The sequence below is a fragment of the Paenibacillus periandrae genome (assembly GCF_022458865.1).
In the GTDB taxonomy this organism is placed as follows: domain Bacteria; phylum Bacillota; class Bacilli; order Paenibacillales; family NBRC-103111; genus Paenibacillus_S; species Paenibacillus_S periandrae.
In genome coordinates this window covers 107,035-127,162 of record NZ_JAJNMU010000016.1, presented here as the reverse complement: position 1 = coordinate 127,162, position 20,128 = coordinate 107,035, and the positions used below count along the sequence as shown (strand labels likewise).

General features: G+C 47.5%; 18 protein-coding genes. 16 read left to right on the top strand and 2 right to left on the bottom strand.

Features of this window, described 5'->3' with window-relative positions; genetic code table 11:
- Positions 1-24 precede the first annotated feature (24 nt).
- From LRL21_RS25855 to LRL21_RS25785, 15 genes are all read left to right on the top strand, one after another.
- A complete protein-coding gene (locus LRL21_RS25855; protein ID WP_240418661.1) occupies positions 25-1,803 on the top strand; it encodes a cache domain-containing sensor histidine kinase in 1,779 nt (592 codons plus the stop codon).
- A gap of 147 nt (positions 1,804-1,950) precedes the next feature.
- A complete protein-coding gene (locus LRL21_RS25850; protein ID WP_240418660.1) occupies positions 1,951-2,913 on the top strand; it encodes an ABC transporter permease in 963 nt (320 codons plus the stop codon).
- Positions 2,907-3,767 (top strand): carbohydrate ABC transporter permease, encoded by an 861-nt coding sequence (locus LRL21_RS25845; RefSeq protein ID WP_076228592.1) that lies wholly within the window; start codon positions 2,907-2,909, stop codon positions 3,765-3,767. Before LRL21_RS25850 ends, LRL21_RS25845 begins: the two co-directional genes overlap by 7 nt.
- 109 nt (positions 3,768-3,876) lie before the next feature.
- Positions 3,877-5,442, top strand: coding sequence for an extracellular solute-binding protein (locus LRL21_RS25840; protein WP_240418659.1), 1,566 nt, complete (start codon positions 3,877-3,879; stop codon positions 5,440-5,442).
- A 112-nt stretch (positions 5,443-5,554) separates the two neighbouring features.
- The gene (locus LRL21_RS25835; RefSeq protein WP_240418658.1) at positions 5,555-6,403 is read left to right on the top strand and encodes a phytanoyl-CoA dioxygenase family protein; all 849 of its coding nucleotides are present in this window, start codon (positions 5,555-5,557) and stop codon (positions 6,401-6,403) included.
- Positions 6,404-6,421: 18 nt separating this feature from the next.
- Positions 6,422-7,186: an SDR family NAD(P)-dependent oxidoreductase gene (locus tag LRL21_RS25830; protein ID WP_240418657.1), complete on the top strand. Its 765-nt coding sequence runs from the start codon at positions 6,422-6,424 to the stop codon at positions 7,184-7,186.
- 19 nt (positions 7,187-7,205) lie between these two features.
- On the top strand, positions 7,206-8,231 hold the full coding sequence (locus tag LRL21_RS25825; RefSeq protein WP_240418656.1) for a LacI family DNA-binding transcriptional regulator: 1,026 nt from the start codon (positions 7,206-7,208) through the stop codon (positions 8,229-8,231).
- A 44-nt stretch (positions 8,232-8,275) separates the two neighbouring features.
- The gene (locus LRL21_RS25820; RefSeq protein ID WP_240418655.1) at positions 8,276-9,454 is read left to right on the top strand and encodes an FAD-dependent monooxygenase; all 1,179 of its coding nucleotides are present in this window, start codon (positions 8,276-8,278) and stop codon (positions 9,452-9,454) included.
- Between the two features lie 22 nt (positions 9,455-9,476).
- A complete protein-coding gene (locus tag LRL21_RS25815) occupies positions 9,477-10,688 on the top strand; it encodes an MFS transporter (RefSeq protein WP_240418654.1) in 1,212 nt (403 codons plus the stop codon).
- A 53-nt stretch (positions 10,689-10,741) separates the two neighbouring features.
- Positions 10,742-10,933 (top strand): YqaE/Pmp3 family membrane protein, encoded by a 192-nt coding sequence (locus LRL21_RS25810; protein WP_240418653.1) that lies wholly within the window; start codon positions 10,742-10,744, stop codon positions 10,931-10,933.
- A gap of 48 nt (positions 10,934-10,981) precedes the next feature.
- Positions 10,982-11,662 carry a class I SAM-dependent methyltransferase gene (locus LRL21_RS25805; protein WP_240418652.1) on the top strand — a complete coding sequence of 227 codons (681 nt, stop codon included), beginning with the start codon at positions 10,982-10,984 and terminating at the stop codon, positions 11,660-11,662.
- Between the two features lie 172 nt (positions 11,663-11,834).
- On the top strand, positions 11,835-12,362 hold the full coding sequence (locus tag LRL21_RS25800) for a sigma-70 family RNA polymerase sigma factor (RefSeq protein WP_240418651.1): 528 nt from the start codon (positions 11,835-11,837) through the stop codon (positions 12,360-12,362).
- Positions 12,363-12,403: 41 nt separating this feature from the next.
- Complete coding sequence (locus LRL21_RS25795) at positions 12,404-13,408, top strand: hypothetical protein (RefSeq protein WP_240418650.1); 1,005 nt, start codon at positions 12,404-12,406, stop codon at positions 13,406-13,408.
- Positions 13,409-13,552: 144 nt separating this feature from the next.
- Positions 13,553-14,170, top strand: a complete 618-nt coding sequence (locus tag LRL21_RS25790; protein WP_240418649.1) for a superoxide dismutase family protein — start codon at positions 13,553-13,555, stop codon at positions 14,168-14,170.
- 137 nt (positions 14,171-14,307) lie between these two features.
- On the top strand, positions 14,308-15,384 hold the full coding sequence (locus tag LRL21_RS25785; RefSeq protein WP_240418648.1) for a DUF3900 domain-containing protein: 1,077 nt from the start codon (positions 14,308-14,310) through the stop codon (positions 15,382-15,384).
- An 84-nt stretch (positions 15,385-15,468) separates the two neighbouring features.
- Here the strand turns inward: LRL21_RS25785 and LRL21_RS25780 are convergent, their stop codons facing one another.
- The gene (locus LRL21_RS25780) at positions 15,469-16,827 is read right to left on the bottom strand and encodes a hypothetical protein (RefSeq protein ID WP_240418647.1); all 1,359 of its coding nucleotides are present in this window, start codon (positions 16,825-16,827) and stop codon (positions 15,469-15,471) included.
- 192 nt (positions 16,828-17,019) lie between these two features.
- Between LRL21_RS25780 and LRL21_RS25775 the strand changes: the two genes are divergently transcribed.
- Entirely contained in the window at positions 17,020-18,414 is a 1,395-nt protein-coding gene (locus tag LRL21_RS25775; RefSeq protein WP_240418646.1) for an MATE family efflux transporter, read from the top strand.
- Here the strand turns inward: LRL21_RS25775 and LRL21_RS25770 are convergent.
- The gene (locus LRL21_RS25770; RefSeq protein WP_240418645.1) at positions 18,411-20,120 is read right to left on the bottom strand and encodes a vWA domain-containing protein; all 1,710 of its coding nucleotides are present in this window, start codon (positions 20,118-20,120) and stop codon (positions 18,411-18,413) included. The genes LRL21_RS25775 and LRL21_RS25770 overlap by 4 nt on opposite strands.
- Between the last annotated feature and the right edge of the window lie 8 nt (positions 20,121-20,128).

Here is a 20,128-nt window from a genome sequence, read left to right as displayed (position 1 = left end):
AGCATAGAAAAAAGGGGGAGCAGTATGCTAAGCCGGGTCAACCATTGGATGAGAAGCCGCAGCATGGTTTTCAAGCATTTTCTGTTTCTTTTTGCGGGAACGTTGGTGCTGTTCGGTTTGCTGGCATGGAACAACCTGAAAGATGCCGAGCAGTTATTTCGTAAGCAGGTGCTCTCCGACGCCGCAGTCATTAACGATCGTACGAATCTGTATTTAGACGCTTATTTGGACAATGTGCAAAATATTTTGCTGCTGCTATCGACGCGTGACGATCTTCTGGACGAGGGAATGGAGGAAGAAGCGGTTAAGGTGCTGCGTAAATACGCGGAGAAGAACAGCACACTCTACAAAACCTTGTATATGGTGCGCGCCGATGGCAAAGCGATGTCCAATACTCAGGTTTTTCTTGACATCATCGGCAATCCGAATCTGGCTAAGCTGTACGAGATGTCCAAATCAAGCTACGGCGTTAGGATTACCGAGCCCTATCAATCGCCTTTATCAGGAAAGACGGTAGCGTTTGTGCTGCCGATCAGCTCCAAGAACGACGATGCAATCAAAGGGATTGCAGTTGTCGAAATTGATCTTGTGCGTTTGACCAACATGCTCGCACAGTTCATGAATACACGCAACCAAACCTTCTCGATTGTAACGAACAAGGGTAACGTCATTAATACTTTCGATACAACCTGGCCGCTGGATTATTATAAGCTGCTGCCTTATAACACAAGTGTATTTCCACCTGAACTGAATCAACACTTTGTTAACGAGATTCAAGAGCTGCCGATCGGCATCACCGAAATTCAAGGCTCGACAAACAAGCTGATTGCAGTGAAATCGGGGATGAATAAGCTGGGCTGGTATTTTATCGCTTTTATTGAGGACAGCTATTTTTACCAAAATATCATAATTCTTTATGACAATTACAAAACGGCTGCGTTAATTTGGGTACTGATCCTGTTAATTAGCTCCTATATGATGAGTCGTTATATCACCTATCCGGTTCGTACTTTGGTAGCCAAGATGGACAGGGTGCGCGATATGGAGGTGCTGCCTTCGATCTCTATGACCCGGGAGGACGAAATCGGCAAGCTGGCCAAAAGCTATAATGCTATGATGGAGCGGATTCATAACCTGCTCGTGGAAACGAAGGAAATGGAGATGCGCAAAAATCAGTATGAGCTGAAAATGCTGCAGAGCCAGATTGCCCCGCATTTCTTGTATAATACGTTAGCTTGTATAAGCAGTTTGGCCAAGCAGCAAAAGATCGAGGCTGTGCGAGAAACGATTCGCGCGCTTGTCGGTTTGTTGTCGTTCAGCTTTGATAAGAGTGGGGAGTTCGTGACACTAGAGGAGGAGCTTGAGGGTCTGCGGATGTACGCCTATATCCAAACTGTACGCTATGGAGAGAAGTTTGTGTTGACGATTGACGCCGCGCCAGAGACGCTTACCTGCAGAATTCTCAAGCTGACGCTTCAGCCATTGGTCGAAAATGCGATATTCCACGGTTTGGCCCCTCAGAAGGTCCAGGGCCACATTCACATACGAACCTGCATACGCCGCAAAAAGCTTTGTGTCGTTATTCGCGATAATGGGCTGGGGATGGACTCCGAGCAGCTCAGCAGCATTTTCAGTGAGCGCCGGAAAGCACCCAGCAAGCATCGGTTTACAGGGATCGGGATTATGAATGTTCAAGAGCGAATCCGGCTGCACTTTGGTACAGAATTCGGATTGCAGATAGCCAGCAGGCCCCAGGTAGGGACCTTGATTCGCATAGAGCTTCCGAATGTGTCACAGGAATAAAAGCGTTTGCAAAAATTCGAACACTTTCGCACGATCACTGTATATTTCCTGAAGAAAGCGCTTGCTATAATACAACTATAGAAAGAATGCTTATAGAGCTTGGAACCACGCTCTAGCAGCAAATGAAGCATTCGGGGGGATGTCATCATGGATCAGTTGACCGTGGGGAATGTGGCTGATGCCAAATCAAAGCAGGCCAAGGGCAGGTTGTTGGGCAAGAATATTTGGGCTTTTCGCGCTTTTTATTTGATGCTGCTGCCAGGTGTGCTGTACTATATTTTATTCCGATATGTACCGATGTATGGTGTTATTATCGCATTCAAGGATTTCAATTTATTGGAGGGGATTGTAAGCAGCCCGTGGGCAGATCCCTGGTACAAGCATTTTCAAATCTTTTTCAATTCACCGTATTTCACGCAGCTGATGGTCAATACCTCATTGATCTCGCTGTACAAACTGGTATTCGGTATGGTTCCACCGATCCTGCTGGCTCTGATGCTGAATGAATGCCGTGTCAAATGGTTCAAAACCATCATTCAAACGCTAACCTATATGCCACATTTTCTTTCCTGGGTGATCATATACGGGATACTGATTGCATTGCTATCGCAAAACTCCGGGTTGTTGAACCGTTGGCTTGAAGAAAGTGGAGCGCACTCCATCGGATTTATGACCTCACTCGATTACTTTCGTGCTATTCTCGTCGGTTCGGAGATATGGAAGGATTTGGGGTGGGGAGCAATTATTTATTTGGCGGCTATGACGGCAATCGATCCTACGCTATATGAGGCTGCTCGTGTAGACGGCTCGGGACGCTTGCGGATGATATGGCATATTACACTTCCAGGTATTCGCAATGTCATTGTGCTGCTGCTCATTCTGAAGCTGGGTCATATTATGGATGCGGGCTTCGATCAAATTTATATTTTGTATAACATTCAAGTATATCAAGTCGCCGATATTCTGGATACCTGGGTATTCCGCACCGGTCTGCAGCAGTTGAATTTCAGTCTTGGAGCAGCAGTAGGCCTGTTTAAATCAGCGATTGGACTTGTTCTGGTTATGGGAGCCAATCATTTATCGAAGAAATGGGGTGATGGCATATGGTAAAAAGCATGGAGGATCGTTTCATTAACGGAATCGTTTTTGTGATACTGGGCTTGGCTGGGTTGGCAGCGATTTTCCCGCTGATGTATGTCGTAACCGTATCGATCACACCGTTCACCGAGGTATTAAAAAATGGCGGCTTCATTCTGATCCCCAAGTCGATCACATTCAGCGCTTATCATAAGCTGTTTACTGAATCCAATATTCCTAATGCCTTTTGGGTAACGGTATTGATTACTGTAGTTGGAACGATCGTCAATCTGATTTTGACAGCTTTGATGGCATATCCGCTCAGCCGTAAGGCGCTCCCGGGGCGCAATATATTTTTAATGATGGTCGTATTCACGATGCTATTCAGTGGCGGGATAATTCCTACCTATCTGATTGTAAAGTCACTGGGTCTGATTGATTCGATTTGGTCGATGATTCTTCCTAATGCCGTATGGAGCTTTAATGTGCTTATTATGAAAAGCTTTTTTGAAAATCTGCCGGAGGAGCTGTTCGAATCGGCCCGAATGGATGGTGCCAAGGAATTCAGAATTCTCATGCAGATTGTCATTCCGCTGTCGGTACCCTCACTGTTGACGATAGGATTATTTTATATGGTTGGACATTGGAATGAATTTTTCCAGGCCGTCATGTATGTAACCGATCGTACGTTGTTCCCGCTGCAAGTCGTCATCCGGGAAATCCTGATGCTCACTCAGCAGCCGATGGAAAATGCGGAGAACATGATGCCGACCGAAACGATTCAGATGGCTTCAGTTGTGATGGCGAGCTTGCCGATTATTATCATTTATCCCTTCATTCAAAAGCATTTTACGAACGGGATGCTGCTCGGCTCTGTGAAAGGTTGAACGACGGTTCGTCCGCTCCGGACTGCAGCTGGGGCCGCTACCGCTTCAATATAGATGTATTACAAATCCATACAGGTCATCAACCATGAAAGAAAGAAGGGGTTCGTCTATGAGCCAAAAGAAAACAATGGTCGTTTCGCTGGCATTCCTGATGCTGGGTGGAACCCTATTATCGGGGTGCGGAGGTGGTGCGGCCAAACCTGAAGCGGCTGCTCCCAAAAATGAAGCAGCACCGACACCCGCAGCAGCACCAGCAACTGCTCCAGCAGCAAGTGCCAAGAAGATCAAAATTGACATCATAGAAACAGGAAACGGTCTACCTTCACCGGATCAGGATATTATTAAGCAAGAGATTGATAAGGCTATAAACACGGATTTGAATTTGACCGTATACGCTTCAGGGGATGATTACAAAAATCAGCTGAATGTGCGCATGGCTTCAGCCAACTTTCCCGATTTGTTCGCTGTGGATCGTCAGCAGCTGAAGCAATTTTCGGAGCAAGGTCTGCTGCTCGATCTGACCCCGTACATGGATAAGCTCAAACCTGTTAAAGATTTCATCGGTGAAGAAAGCTTGAAGAAGGGGACGATGAACGGCAAGGTATTTGCTGTTGCCAAAACGCCGACTATTCCCTACGATACGTACTTCATCCGCAAGGATTGGCTTGATAAGCTGGGCATGCAGGTACCGAAAACGACTGACGAATTGCTGGAAGTGGCTAAAGCTTTTGCGGATAAGGATCCTGATGGCAATGGTAAAAAGGACACCTTCGGTATTACCGGCGGCAAATTGTCCGCTTTCAACACCGTATTTGGTGCCTATGGGATCGGATATTCGGCTAACACTCCAAGTCTTTATGTGAAGGATAACAAGCTGATTAATGCGTTATACGATCCGAATATGAAGGATGCGCTTGGTTTTATCAAAAAGCTGACGGATGCAGGTGCAGTTGATCCCGAATTGCTGGCGAACAGCGGCTTGCAGCATCAGCAGAAAGCCATTAAGGGGCAGGCGGGCATCATTTATATCGATTGGCCGAATATGACCAAGGATCAATTCGTAGAACAAATCAAAGCTGTCAATGCCAATGCCAATTGGGTGCAAATGGATGCAGTTAAAGGACCAGGCGGGCAAAATGCAAGCTCATGGGATATTGGGGTTACAGCCGGTTTGTATGCAATTCCCAAATCGCTGGAGAAAAATCCGGAAAAGCTGCAAAGGGTGTTTGACCTGCTGAATTATGTTTCCGGTAAAGAAGGCTCTCCGCTCGTTCAGTATGGTGTGAAAGGCAAACATTATAATCTGGAGGGAACCAAAGTCGTAGCCACTGATTTGATGGGCAAGGAAGGCGGATATTTCTGGCTGTATCAGTTTACCGGCCGTCCTGAGATGGATTACCTGCAGGTCAAGTTTGCCAAACAAACACCTTTCATTGAGTTTGCCAACAAGCAGCCGCGTATCCAGGCTCTGAATGGTTTTGTTGATCTCCCTGCTGGTTATAATGCAGCTGATGCGGGTCGCTATATTGAGGAGGAGCTATCGAAATTTATATATGGCAAACGTCCTCTCACTGAGTATGACAGCTTCCTTAAGACTTTGGAAACTTCTATGAATTATAAAGTATATATGGATGCTGCACAAAAGCAGCTAAAGGAATTGGGATATTTGAAGTAGCTGTATAAGCAGCTATTGACTGTCGATGGGTCTGGGAGGTTAACCTCCCTTATCTTTATCCTTATTATTTACACGAGTAAATTATATAACAAACCCTAAGGAGTGTTAAAACATGGACACAACGCAATCTGCCAAAACCGCACAATGGAACCTACCCGAGCTGATGAAGCAATTTGATGAGCAGGGGTACCTGCTGCTACCTAACGTGATTTCACAGGAGAAGGTCGATCGCCTGAACGCAGCTATTGACGAAATCGTTTCCAGAGAGCCGGATACGCTGGCCCATAACATATACAATAGCGTGGAGCGTCATGAAGAAATTGCTTCACTAATCGATGAACCATCGATATTGCCCTTGATCGTGAATCTGCTGGGCTATAACATTCAATTGCACATTTCTCATCTGACGATCCGCAAGCCAAACCCTAATAACACAGCCACAGAAACACACAGCTTTATTAATTGGCATCAGGATGGTCCCCACCCCCAGTTTCCACGGATCCATGGGATTACACCGACGTATTATATCAAAACCTGCTATATTCTGAGCGACATGTCAGAGCCGAATCGTGGCAATACGAAGATTATTCCCGGCTCACACAACCGACCGTACCAGCCGGATACGCATAATGTGACGGATGATTTGCCTGGAGAAATGCAGGTATGCGGCAAGCCTGGAGATGTGTTCGTGTTTGCCCAAAATTTGTGGCATGCAGGAGCACCCAATCATTCAGAGTTTACACGAAGACAGCTGTTTCTGGGATACAGTCCAATCTGGATGCGTCCAATCGATTATCGGACAGCAACCGCAGAGCAATTAAAGAATGCCAGCCCTATTCGCAAGCAGCTGCTTGGTGTCATTGATGAAAATCCATTTAAAAATTACGTTCCGTCGGAATCTATGGTACCATTGAAGCAATTGTATATGGGTGATGCTGGTAGAGGTGGATATGCCCATTAGGGATGGAGGAGACAAACTTTGAATCATAAGGTGCCTGGTAAGCTTGAAGGCAAGCTGGCGGTAGTCACAGGAGCTTCCCGAGGATTGGGCAGATGGATCGCAGTCGAGCTGGCAGGTCATGGTGCATCAGTTGTGGTCAATTTCGCCAATAGTGTCGCTGATGCAGACGAAACGGTACGTCTCATTACAGAAGCGGGTGGCACGGCAAAAGCCATTCGTGCCGATATTACGCAGGAATCAGAGGTTGAGCGACTTATTGAGGATTCGGTTCGGTGGTTGGGTCGTTCTGTCGATGTATTAGTCAATAATGCTACAGGACCGCAGCCAATGTTATCCATTGAGGAAAGCAGCTGGCAAATCTATACGGATCAATTGGAGTTTTTCGTGAAAGCACCTCTCTTGCTGACCAAGGCGGTCTTAGCAGGAATGAAGTCACAGGGCTCAGGCAGCATTGTCAACATTGGCAGTGAGGTTGCACAGCTTGGCAACGCGAATTTCTCAAGCTATGTGACGGCCAAGGCTGCCATGATCGGCATGACACGTTCATGGGCTAACGAGCTGGCTCCCTATGGAATTCGGGTGAATTTGGTTGCTCCGGGCTGGATTCCTGTAGAACGACATAAGGATTCCGACACGGACGGGTATCAGAAGCAGGTACCCCTCCAGCATATGGGGGAGCCGATTGATATTGCAGCCGCTGTGTCGTTTTTGGCTTCACAGGAAGCCAAATTTATTACCGGACAATGCTTGTCTGTTAACGGAGGCAATACGTTCGGAATTTAGCAGTCAGGTGGTTCACAATATGGTATCCAGACAAGATGTAGCCGACCGCGCGGGAGTATCCGCAGCGGTCGTTTCTTACGTATTGAACAATCGCAATATTGTTAAGGAAGCAACCAGGCAAAAAGTATTGAAGGCCGTGCTTGAACTGAATTACAAGCCTAATCTGTTAGCACGCAGTCTAAAAACCAAGAAATCCAAGCAAATTGTCGTTCTTGTTCAATTTCTCGGCAATCCTTTTGAAGCTGGCATTTTACTGCGTATTGAATCTGTAGCAAAGGAAAATGGATATTTTGTTTTTTTCCAGACATATGAGGAAACGCAGGAAGTGCAGCTGCAGGAGCTGTATATGGGGCGGGTGGATGGAATTCTATTGCTCGGGCAATCGCTGAAAGAGAGCACGATTGAGCATTTTAATGCTATGGGAATCCCTATTGTCTCAATAATGGAGCCTGTAAGGAGGCTTCAACTGGACGGCGTTGTCGATATCGATTGGATCGGTGCTATGAGGCAGCTGGTTCGGCATCTGAAGGAGTATGGACACGAACGGATCGCTTTTATGAGCGGAGGCAGTGATAACCATCATTATGAGTGCAGATTTCGAGCTTTTTTGGAGGCGCTCACCTGCGAGGGAATGCTGTTTCACTCCGGGGACAAGCTGGAGAATCCAGGGCGTTTCGAGTCGGCGCACGCACAAATGAAGCAGCGGTTGGAACAGACTGGGGGCAGACTCCCTTTCCAAGCGTTAATATGCGCTAACGATTTGATGGCAGCCGGCAGCCTGGCTGCTTGTCGTGAGCTCGGTATCGAGGTGCCAGGAACATTATCGATAGCAGGCTGTGAGGATATTCTGATGTCCTCGCAGACGCATCCTCCGCTAACGGTGATCCATTTTCCCAGACCGGAGGCGGCTGAGCTGGCGGCTTATCAGCTGCTGGCCAGGATGGAGGGAACAGAACCGCCATTTGAAACCGAACGAATGCTGAAGGGTACACTCGTCATTCGCGATTCAACGGGCAGACGTTTGCACAATACTGTGGTAGAATGAATGGAAATGTGACAGAGAGTGATACCTATTCAGGAGGATCAGTCATGAAAGCTGGCAATTCCAAGCCAAGAAGAGCGATGGTTATAGGGGCTGGCATCGGCGGATTATGTACAGCTATTGCTTTAAGGAATGAGGGCTGGCAGGTAGCTCTGTATGAGCGATCACCCGGGATACCTCAGGTTGGTGCTGGAATTGTATTGGCAGCTAATGCCATGAAGGCACTATGCAAGCTGGGGGCAGCTGATCAGGTTCAGGCACAGGGAGCTCCTATTGGAAAAGCGGAGATCCGCACCTGGGATGGAAAGCTGCTTGTCGATTTGCCTACCACTCAACAAGCCATGAAATATGGGACGTCCAGCTACATCATCCATCGGGTTACTTTGCAATCCATTTTATTAGATGTTTTGGGTACAACGGCAGATGTGCAATTTAACAAAAAGCTTGTTGGCTGGACACAGGATCAGGATTTGGTAACGGCGACTTTTGCGGATGGATGTACAGAAGCAGGTGAGCTCTTGATCGGTGCGGACGGCATACGTTCCGAGGTGAGAAGACAACTCCCTGAACTCACACCGCTTCGTTATTCCGGATTTACGGCGCTGCGTGGCATTTCCGTGTTCGAGGACCAGCGTTACCCGTTAGGCATTGGCGGCGGTTTTGAAGCCTGGGGGCACGGCAAGCGGTTTGGCTTTACACATCTTGGGAACGGACGCATCTACTGGTTTGCAGCTATCAATTCCAGAGAAGGTATTCCACATCCGGCAGCGGAACGAAAGCAGCTGGCACTTTCGACATTTCGCGGCTGGTATCAACCAATCGAGTCCGTTATTGCTGCAGCTGAGGAGGATTCTATTCTTTCTCACGATATTTATGATTGCAGCCCTATAGGACATTGGACAAAGGGAAGAGTTGCTTTACTCGGCGATGCCGCACATCCGATGCTGCCTAATTTAGGTCAAGGCGGTGCTCAGGCTATGGAGGATGCGTTAGTGCTGGCACAATGCTTGCATTCCGTGGACAATGACATTCCTGCAGCTCTACAGCAATATGAACAACGTCGCCTTGCACGCGCAACGAAGGTGGTGCGTCAATCGCGACTCATGGCAAAAGTCGTTCAAACGGAAATTCCAGCAGCGATCTTTGTAAGAAACCGGCTGCTGCGTATGATTCCACCCAGCATGCATGTCAAACGATTTGACTGGCTGGTCGGATATGAGGTTTAGAGAAAAAAGGAGAGTACCAACTGTGGCAAAAGCACAAAATCAATCAACACAAATCCAGACAACCGTATTTCCGATTTTATTCGCGATCAGTATTGTTCATTTATTGAACGATACGATGCAATCCAGTGTATCCGCGTTATTCCCGATTCTAAAGGATTCCTTGCAGCTCAGTTACACGCAAATCGGGATGATTGCATTGGCAATGAATGTGACCGCTTCGCTCATTCAACCGCTTGTCGGTTATTATGCCGACATTCGGCCGCGTCCTTATATTTTACCAATAGGCGTATGCTTTACCTTGGTAGGAGTAGTTGGTTTGGCGCTGGCACCTTACTATGCGATTATTTTATTTTCGGTTATAGCCATGGGGATTGGTTCCGCGATATTTCACCCCGAATCCTCACGGGTAGCTTATTTGGCTGCAGGAGCTAGAAGGGGACTGGCACAGTCGATTTTCCAGGTTGGCGGTAATATCGGGAGCGCATTGGGTCCCATTATGACGGCTGTCGTATTTGTTTCCATCGGTCAATTCGGTGTGATCTGGTTAACCTTTGCAGCCATCATTGCGATCATTATTCAATTTAATGTGGCTCGCTGGTATAGTCGGCAGGACATTCGTCCGAGACCCAAAGCCAAAACAGTCACAGCTGGAAGCAGCAAGGCAGGCTTGACACCTGCACAAATTTCTTGGGCAATTGTCATTCTTGTATTCCTTGTATTCACGAAGCATGTATATATGTCGGGTATTACGAGCTACTATACCTTTTTCTTAATCGAGGATTATGGGGTTACCGTGAGCAATGCGCAATGGTTTTTATTTGCTTTTCTAGTCGCTTCAGCAGCGGGGACCTTCGTTGGCGGACCGCTTGCCGACCGTTACGGTCGTCGCAATATTATTTGGTTCTCCATATTTGGAACAGCTCCGTTTTCGATTTTGCTGCCTTATGCGAATCTGTTCTGGTCAGGTGTATTGTGCGTATGTGCCGGATTTGTACTCTCTTCGGCATTTTCGATTATTGTCGTCTATGCACAGGAGCTGCTGCCCGGTAAAGTAGGTCTGATTTCTGGTTTGTTCTTCGGACTGGCATTTGGCATCGGCGGACTTGGGTCGGCGGCATTAGGCTGGGTTGCGGATGCTACAAGTATTTCCTTTATCATGAAGCTGGTTGCTTATTTACCTCTGTTAGGCATATTGGCTATTTTACTACCCAAGGATAAAAAAGTGCTTGCATAAGCTTCAGGAATGCGTTGAAATAGAGGTATCCCCGAATAAGGAGAGGATGAGTCATGTATTTAATAGCCATTCTGCTGCCACCGCTTGCGGTGCTGCTCTGCGGTAAGCCATTTCAGGCATTGATAAATCTAATATTGACTTTATGCTTCTGGCTTCCTGGAGTCATTCATGCCATCATGGTAGTCAGTGAAGCTAAGAGCAATAAAAGAATGGAACAATTAGCAAGAACGATGAAAAATAAATAACCGAACTATGCTTTCTACGAAAACTCTCGGAATCGGGCTGATATACGAATGAACCCTCGCGAGCTGTACGGTGATATCGATATTTATTTGTTCGATCAGCTGTTAAAGGGTCGAATTGTAAAAGGTATGAGGATTCTGGATGCAGGCTGTGGATCTGGACGTAATCTGGTTTATTTCCTGCGCAGCGGATTCGAGGTGTATGCCATTGACCACTCGGAGGAAGCGATAGCAAATGTACGCAGGCTTGGGGCTGAGCTGGCTGCGGACTGGTCGGATGAATATGCCCAGGTCCAATCCATCGATAAAATAAGCTTTCTCAATGAAAGCTTTGATGTCGTGATCAGTAATGCTGTGCTGCACTTCGCTGATCATGATGCACATTTCCAGCATATGCTGTATGAGCTGTGGAGGGTGCTTCGTCCAGGGGGCCTGCTGTTTGTCAGATTGGCTTCGTCCATAGGCATTGAAGACAGGGTGATACCGCTTGGACAGCACCGTTACCGATTGCCTGACCGTAGCATACGTTTTCTTATGGACGAGGAGCGTTTGTTAAAAATGACCGAGAAGCTGCAAGGTATTCTGCTAGAACCGCTCAAAACCGTCAATGTCGCGAACCAGCGCTGTATGACAACCTGGGTAATGAAAAAACCGCACATTTTATTTTTCGACCCGATTGAGGAGATACAGCACGAGCAGGGTACATCTCCAGAGCCCACCTCTTTTTCATGACGTAACCTTTTATTGTACAACGCATAGGAACCAAAAGGCTGCCACGGCAGCCTTTTTTGTATGTGGCCATGCAAATCGGCAAAAAAACAATCAAATAAAAGCTATTAGTGAACTTTTATTAGGCAACGAACCAATATAGGGTGATTTATGAAGTTAGGAGGCTGGCCGCCCTATGACAGACCAAGAAATGTACCCATTGCTTCTCCGGATGAGCAGTGGCGACAAAGAAGCCTTTCGCACTGTGTATGAGCATACTCAGCATTCGGTTTATCGCACCGTGTACTTTTTGCTCAACAATAAGCAGGATGCCGGTGATGTCACAAGCGAGGTTTACATGGAGCTGCTGAAGTCCATCCCGAATTATGATGCCCGACAGTCCTTCCACCGTTGGCTGAACGGTCTCGCTGTTCGGCAAGTGAACAACTGGAACCGGAAGCTGTGGCGCCGTTACCGCCTGTTCAACCGCAATAAAGAGCTGATACAGGCAGAAACAGTAATCCGGACAGAAGAGCAGGCACTTCATAATGAGACAAGTGAAGAGCTGTTGGCACAAGTGTTGCAGCTGTCCTACAAGCTCCGAAGTGTAATTATCCTGCGGTATTACAATGATTACAGTTTGGAGGAAATCGCTCGGGTTCTGAATATTCCGCTCAGTACCGTCAAGTCGAGGTTACGTCTTGGTTTTAGAAAAGCTTCGTAAAAACACGGATTTAGCACTGTCCGTCAAGGAGGAGACTATTCATGTCCATTGAGCAACGTTTGACAGACGAGCTGAAGCGCCAAGGCAAATCGATCCAATGCCCCGCGGCAGTCGCTATTCGAACCGAACAGCTATTTGATCAAAGATTTGCCGGTAAGCTCTCTGCGGGTAACTCAGCTTCGTTATTTGCTCGACCAAGACGCTATTCTCAAGCTGTTATGATTGCACTATGCTTACTGCTATTCTCGGGAATTGCTTATGCGTCCACCCTGCTGTATCAGTTAAATGACGGAACCTTCAGCTTTCAGGTTTCTTCCAATACACAGAAGACCCTTGATGCTCAGCAGACACAAGTCGTACGGGAGCGTATCAATCAGGTTCGACAACAATTGGCGTCTGGTGAATCTGCAGTGGTCTATGTGCCTGAGTTGAATAAGCTTAAGCTGCCGGCGCTTGTCAAGGTCAATCAGCCGCAAAGCTATACGAGTATAGAAGGGTGGCAACAGCAGCTTGTTGGCAGTGCTGGAGCGTACAAATTACCAGATAAGCTTCCAGAGGGCTTTGCATTTACAGAAGGGAGAACCGTACTCCCTATCGGAGCTATTGACGCAGATACACTGCGCGACAATCTGGAGACGTTGAAGAAACAATCCAAGGATGGAGCTGCTGGAATCGCCTGGAAAAAGTTCGATGCGGACGGAACTCATGCACAAAGCTTTGGCGCGCAAGAAATTCCCAACTTGATTTATCAAAATGCTAAAGGGGATCAAATCCAGATTTATTATCAGCTTATACCTGAGAGTGAAAAGGAAAAAACGATGCAAGCGCAGATAACGGGCATAGAGCAAGTAGAAAAAGTGAACCTGAATGGCAAGGAGGCCTACTATTCGGTTAACAACCATGCGTTTCTGAGTCCATCTGACCTGTCCCAGGCACTCACTTGGATCGGACAGGATAATGGTCAAATCGTGCTTTATTCGGTCCTGAGTGAATCGGTGGGTGTGAGCAAGCAGGATTTGGTATTTACAGCCGAACATATGAAATAATTGATTAGACGTATGGTCATCCCGTGGAAGTTTTTGTCGAATATAACAGGTTCGAAAGAAATTTTGTGACAAAATAAGTTTAATTTTCTCTCAATAGGCCAACAATGACTAAGGAACATTGATTGAACCTTTGGAGGGAATCACATGAGTAGAAATAGAAACAGGGGATTTGCGTTACTGAGCTGTATCCTGCTCTTGTCAGGCTGTGAATGGAGCAACCAGCCGACTATGGCTGAACGCACACCGCAGCACGGTCATCAGGTAGAAAGTACAGCTGCTTCAACAGCAACCGAAATGGCCAAGGATTCTGGAACGATGATCAAACGGATTGACATCATCAACAGTAAGGGGATCAAAACAGGAACTGCTGTATTATCCTCTATTCCAGAAGGTGTCAAGATGCAAGTTGAGGTTGCCGGACTAACACCTGGCAAGCATGGCATTCACATTCATCAGTACGGTGTGTGCACAGGTCCGGATTTCAAGACAGCTGGGGAGCATCTGAATCCGGAAGGCAAGAAGCATGGCTTCAATAATCCTCAGGGACCACACGCAGGCGATCTTTTAAATCTGGAGGTTGGGGCTGATGGTAAAGGTCGTGCGGAGCTCGTTAACAAGATGGTGACGCTCGATAAGGATAAAGCCAATTCCTTGTTGAAGCAGGGCGGTACGTCTCTGGTCATCCATGAAGCGGAAGATGATTATATGACTGATCCTTCAGGAAACTCCGGCGCCCGTATTGCTTGCGGTGTTATCATGTAATTTGTTTTGGAAATGGTGAAGGATTGCTGCATCCCTTAAACGTGTGTTAAGATGTTTAAACCCGCCTTCGGGGCTTTGAGAAGCCCCTAGTGGTGGGTTTTTATTTGGACATTTATCCTCTTAAGGGAGCTGCAGGAATGAAGTTTGACATCGAATGTATATCTTTTTTTGTGATTCAGATCGAGGGGGAAGAAGAGCAAGGCGGGAAGCGGTATAAGCATTATCAGACGCTTGACGGTGACGATTATGCAGATAGCGAGCTCAGCTCCTTTCTAGGTGGAGAATTCTCCAAAATTGCCAAGCGTCATGCTGAACGCAATCCGAAAGCCGAGCAGGTACCTACAAAAATCGGTCGATTCGCTGTGGAGCCGGGCTATGATCTGGACAGCAATCCTAACTATAACTTATTTGCGCGTCTGCGCATGGCGGATACGATGGATGCCTATATCGAGCATGCCGAAGCTTTGGTGCAGGCCTATATGGATACAAGTGCTATCCGCGGCGGGGCGATGTTCGTTGCTCGTGCCAAGCTGAGTCAATTGTTTGACGAACCGTTTATATTTGTATTGAAGTGTGATTTTGAACAAAAAATCGCCCGGATCACGGATGAAAGAAGCTTGCTTAACAAGGTTGAGATGGCGATTAATGCCAAGAATATGAAGTCGATCATGTACCCGCATATGCCGGAGGAAGGAATACTCGAGCCGTGGGAGCTAAAGATCCACCAATCCTCACATGCCCGTTATTTTGAGGACTTCCTGAAATATGTAGAATATGAGAAATCGCAGCCGGAAATATTGAATGAACAGGTGCTTGGTTTTGTTCACCAATATATTGAGCAGGTTTACGAGGACAATGAGGAAGCACGCGAGAAAGAGACCCAGGAGATGGAAGTGTGGGCTTACAGCGAGAAGCGTGAGCTGCAGGAGAAATGGTCACAAGAACAGGTAATGGAGGCGTCCTCGGTACTGATTGAGCAGCAGCCGGAGCTGGAGATGAAGCTGAAGCTTGGCAATATGACGGTTAGAGCGTTATTGGCCGATTTTGGCGACCGTCTGCATATTGCGAAGCTGGGAGATCGTTACGTAGTCGTGTTGGAGGGCGAGGGCCTGATGTTCGATAAAGGCATTTTACCTGTTGAGCTGCTGCACCCTGAGCCACTAGAGCATATTGTGGATCGGATCAAGAGCAAGGCAGAGGAAGAGGCTGGCTAGTACAATAGCAATTCACGTAGAAAAAAGGAACAAGCGTTAAGAGCAGCCTGGTCCTTTTATACGTGATTGTGATGAGCTGAATGACTACAACAGTAAGTAGCTAACTAGCACGCCTGTACCTCCAAACAGCAAACCAAATCCGAGATTCCACGCTGTGATCCGATAGGGATTGACACGGAGCAAGCCACTCACGATCGTTACCGTTGAATTAAAGGTTCCCATAAAGGAAGAGCATAAGCATGAAGTGATAAGTACTATGGCGATACTTAAAGGATTCATGATCACAAGTATCGGCTGCAGCAGGAAGCCGAATAATCCCATGACGACCAAAGGATGAATACCTGCAACTGGTAATAGAAAGCAAACGAGAAAAATGACAATAAGCAGTAAGAATGGCCAATGGGAGATCGATTGAACGGAGCCCTCAACCAGGTGAAACAGCGGGCTTTTGGACACGGCGCTATTGAAAAAACCGAAGGACAGGAACAATACCAATAAATGGCGCAGTCCAACGATGCCCTCTCTCCCATGCAAACGGATGGCGGCGACAAAGCGGCCCAATCGTCGCAAAGCGATAGCCCATACAATAGAAAAAGGAAGCAATACAAACGTCATGGCCGTGAAAAAGGACAGATGTAAAGCGGATTGTAGTAAGAAAGCGAGAGTAATCAGCAGCAAGAGCGCGAACAAAAATGTAATGGTTTTGGGCCATGATGGAGCTTTGGCAGTTGTTTGTATCATGGCTTCGTCCTTGATTCGCCGGTAGCTTAAGCCCCACAGGCCACCAGCTATAAACATCAAGACAGATAAACCGAGCATCCAGGGAAGCAGTGACATATAAGAGATGCCGGTAATGACCACAGCGGTTGCCACCAAGGGTTCGACCGGACTCCATAATGCGACTATTCCGAAGCCGCGTAAGATGGCACTGGCGATGAACCGATTGGCCAAACCCTGCTCTTGATGCTGCAGATGCTTTTTCAGTACCTTATGAACCAAAGGAAGAGCGGCAAAAAACAGAAAAAGGCTTAGCAAATAACTTACAGCTAAGGATCGTACATATAAGCTGCCTAGGTTACCGGACTTCACATGGAGCCATCTGCTCAAGTGCCGATCGTAGCCGCCTATCCGGATGACTCGGTTAATGAACGGCAGCATGTACAAAAGCGAAATTAGCATGACGTTGGATGTCATCAATAAGGGGAGCTGTGAGATCGGAAGCTGCCCCCAGATCATACATGCGATGCCTGCTGCAATAAAAAGTGAGCCTGCAATTTGAAACATTCTGCGGGCGTCATGCATGGAAATGGCTAAGCACACGATCGCAAGGCTACCTTCGGCTATTAAGAGCCAGGTCGAGCCGATCAAGGTCTGCAGTACAAAGGTTAAGACTAATAAGCTGTAAAAAATGGGTCTTGTTGAATAGATCATGGTGGTAATCACGGTTGTTCTCCTGTCTGAGTAGGTATCAGTATTAATTCTTTAGGTATTATAGCATTGAACGATTTAATGAGGTATCCTTTTTATAACGCCAGAATTTATAAGTTTTCAGCAGAGCTGAATATTCTGATATTGCAAGAAAAGCTACATTTAAAACACGGATGTATTGTCACTTAATTATAAAGGAGAATATCGATGAGCTCTTCTAAACCAGCGGCGGCACGTCCCTCTTTAACAGAAGGACCTATCGCCAAAACACTTTTTTTATTTTCTTTACCGATTTTGCTCGGCAATGTGCTCCAATCCTTGAATGGATCCATCAATGCGATCTGGATTGGCAAGTTTCTTGGTGAGCAAGCACTTGCGGCAACGTCAAACGCCAACATTATTATGTTTTTGTTAATTAGTGCGATATTTGGAATTGCTATGGCCGCTGTTATTTTAATCGGACAAAATCTAGGAGCCAAGCGGGTAGACGAGGCTAAAATGGTAGTGGGCACAAGCGCGGTATTTTTTATGGTACTGTCGATTATTGTCGGAGCGATCGGCTTGATTTTTTCACCCGAAATTCTTGATTTGTTGAATACACCGGCAGATGCGAGGGAGTTTGCGATCGCCTATACACGGATTATTTTTGCAGGGGTACCTTTTATGTTTGGTTATAATCTCGTGATGGCCGTACTTCGTGGGTCGGGCGATGCCAAAACCCCGTTTTACTTTTTGCTGCTGTCGGTGGGGCTTGACGTTCTGCTGAATCCGTTATTGATCGAAGGGATGGGACCCTTTCCGCGGCTAGGCATATCCGGCTCTGCTTATGCGACCTTCTTCTCACAATTGGTCAGCTTTGTGCTGCTGCTATTGTATTTGTACAGAAAACAATATTTTCTTCGTATCACCAAGCACGATTTCCATATGCTGCGATTAAAATGGGATATTGTACGCGCTCTCATCCAAAAGGGACTTCCGATGGGTTTGAATATGGTGGTGGTTTCGTTAAGTAATCTGTTCTTGGTCCATTTGGTGAACTCATATGGCTCTGAGGCTTCAGCTGCTTTTGGTATCGCTACTCAAATTTCAAGCTACGTTCAGATGCCAGCTCTTGCGATAGGTGGTGCGGTTACTTCAATGGCAGCGCAAAATATTGGCGCAGGGAATTGGGAGCGTGTCAATCGGATAACATGGACGGGTGTGGCGTTTAATGTGGGGTTGACGGGCGTGCTGGTATCGTTCATCCATTTATTTAACCGTCAAGCCGTCAGCATGTTCCTCCCCGAAGGGAATGCGATAGATATCGGCGTGCACATTAATAATTTAACGCTCTGGTCGTTCATTATATTTGGGATCTTCAATGTGGTCGCCGGTGTTGTCAGATCCTCCGGGTCTGTTATCGTACCGCTGGTCATTTCTTTTATCGCCTTATTGCTGGTGCGGAATCCGCTTGCTTACCTCTTAGGTGGTTTGTACGGATTTGACTCCATCTGGTGGAGCTTTTCGATCAGCTTTACAGTAGCAGCGGTTTTGAACATTCTCTACTATCGATTCGGAAATTGGAAAAAAGCAAGAATGAGGCCGGCAGCTAAACCAGCCTAACGCTTGCGAAATACATCAAGTAGCAGCTCATTGCTCGATGTGGACTGTGTTTCCCAGGTTGCAGCAAAACGGACCTGATGAGAAACACCCAAAATATCGTAGCGATTGACAAGATGCTGTCGGGCATTACCGACAATGAGCGAGTGCAGCCGCACCTGCTTATGAGCACCTAACTCAGCCAGCTGCTGGCGGACGGGTGCACTGATCGTGCCTATACCGTCGGTGACCATGACGAAATCGGCATCCTTGAAGCGGGAGTTGGCTTCCACCATCTCAATTCCCCGTTTGATGGGAGCATCGAAATGGGTGCCTCCGCCAAACGCCAGCTGTGTCAACGCGTAAAATGCCGGCCAGTCCGGCTTGCGCCAGTATAACGTCTGCTCGACCAACTCACCTTGGGCACCAAACAGCAGCAGGGCAAAGTCGCGCCGCTCCAGCATACTAAAGGCGGCAAAGGTCGCGACAAAAATTTGTGCTACCCGCAGCTTGCTGCCGCGCATCGAATGGGATGTATCCAGCATACAAACAACCGGCCCTTTGTGCGGTTCTTTGGTGCGTCCGCTCACATTATAAGTCAGCAGCTTGCGGTCGAGCCACTTCACCAGAAAATACGATTCAAAATCCGGATCAGCGAGCAAACTGGCTTCACTAGGCAGCATATGGGCAATGTCGGCTGATTGCCGCAAATCGTCATAAGCTTCAGGAATATGAGGCGAGCGTTGGTTGCGGCGCTGTATCTTGAGATGCTGCAGGTTGCGGCCGACCTCCTGAAGAAAGGCGATCAGCTCCGGGTGACGCTTCAGCTTGTCCAGCCATTGGAGATAGTTGGCAAATTCCTGTCTGTGCAGCCTTCCAAGATCACTTCCCCAATAGCGATTGGCCACTCTCTGACTAGCTTGCAGCAATTCGTGAACGTCCAGACTTTCCTGCTCTTCACGCCCCAAGGCTTCCTTAAGCGAACGGTTCAGCCATTGTCCCAGCTGCTCCTCGAGCTGTTGATAGGTGTCCTTCTCCCGTTTGGTCAATCGTTCCAACTGCCGTTCTCGCTGCTCAAGCTCGGCTTCGGACTTGCGCAGCTTTAGCTTCAGCTTATCCCGTTTCACGAAATCCGTCCGCATCTCCGTTTGCAGCGTTACAATACGCTCCTTCAACTGCTGAATCTCCGATTCCACCAGTGGCCTTGAATCAAGCGATGCCTGCTTATCCTCAACATTGCGTTTCCCCTGCTGGAGCGTGTAGCCGACCAGCTTCAGTCGCTCCAGCTGTTTATCGCTCAGATGCTCGCTGATCTGAGTGTTGTCCTGCCCGAGACCCGTCTGCCTGTTCTGCAGGCCAATCCCCATCAGCGTTTCATCCTGCTTGCGCTGCTTCACCTCATCGGCATAAGTTGTTGTCAGCCACATCAACGCTTTGAGTGCGGTCTTGAACGAAGCATTTACCTGACCGATTGTGCGTGGACGAATGGAGCGATAAAAAAACTGCCTGCGCAGCTGTCCGACCAGCCAATAGTGAAAAGGTGCAGCTTCCCGGGAACGGTCGATTTCCGGCTTGGGTAAATAAAAGCACATGAAAAAATCGGCAAACAGCTCCACCGAAAACCAGGCCGTCGATCCCTTCGTCTCGCGAATCCATTCCTGCGCTGTGCGCGATGAGTGGACATATCCATCAAATACATAACGGTCTATACGGGCACATTGGATGATCAACCTCACTC

Excerpts from the sequence above, each read along its gene's own strand:
- LRL21_RS25850 (WP_240418660.1), top strand. The coding sequence starts at position 1,951 with ATGGATCAGTTGACCGTGGGGAATGTGGCTGATGCCAAATCAAAGCAG.
- LRL21_RS25840 (WP_240418659.1), top strand. The coding sequence starts at position 3,877 with ATGAGCCAAAAGAAAACAATGGTCGTTTCGCTGGCATTCCTGATGCTG.
- LRL21_RS25845 (WP_076228592.1), top strand. The coding sequence starts at position 2,907 with ATGGTAAAAAGCATGGAGGATCGTTTCATTAACGGAATCGTTTTTGTG.
- LRL21_RS25835 (WP_240418658.1), top strand. The coding sequence starts at position 5,555 with ATGGACACAACGCAATCTGCCAAAACCGCACAATGGAACCTACCCGAG.
- LRL21_RS25855 (WP_240418661.1), top strand. The coding sequence starts at position 25 with ATGCTAAGCCGGGTCAACCATTGGATGAGAAGCCGCAGCATGGTTTTC.
- LRL21_RS25790 (WP_240418649.1), top strand. The coding sequence starts at position 13,553 with ATGAGTAGAAATAGAAACAGGGGATTTGCGTTACTGAGCTGTATCCTG.
- LRL21_RS25825 (WP_240418656.1), top strand. The coding sequence starts at position 7,206 with ATGGTATCCAGACAAGATGTAGCCGACCGCGCGGGAGTATCCGCAGCG.
- LRL21_RS25820 (WP_240418655.1), top strand. The coding sequence starts at position 8,276 with ATGAAAGCTGGCAATTCCAAGCCAAGAAGAGCGATGGTTATAGGGGCT.
- LRL21_RS25800 (WP_240418651.1), top strand. The coding sequence starts at position 11,835 with ATGACAGACCAAGAAATGTACCCATTGCTTCTCCGGATGAGCAGTGGC.
- LRL21_RS25805 (WP_240418652.1), top strand. The coding sequence starts at position 10,982 with ATGAACCCTCGCGAGCTGTACGGTGATATCGATATTTATTTGTTCGAT.
- LRL21_RS25795 (WP_240418650.1), top strand. The coding sequence starts at position 12,404 with ATGTCCATTGAGCAACGTTTGACAGACGAGCTGAAGCGCCAAGGCAAA.
- LRL21_RS25810 (WP_240418653.1), top strand. The coding sequence starts at position 10,742 with ATGTATTTAATAGCCATTCTGCTGCCACCGCTTGCGGTGCTGCTCTGC.
- LRL21_RS25785 (WP_240418648.1), top strand. The coding sequence starts at position 14,308 with ATGAAGTTTGACATCGAATGTATATCTTTTTTTGTGATTCAGATCGAG.
- LRL21_RS25775 (WP_240418646.1), top strand. The coding sequence starts at position 17,020 with ATGAGCTCTTCTAAACCAGCGGCGGCACGTCCCTCTTTAACAGAAGGA.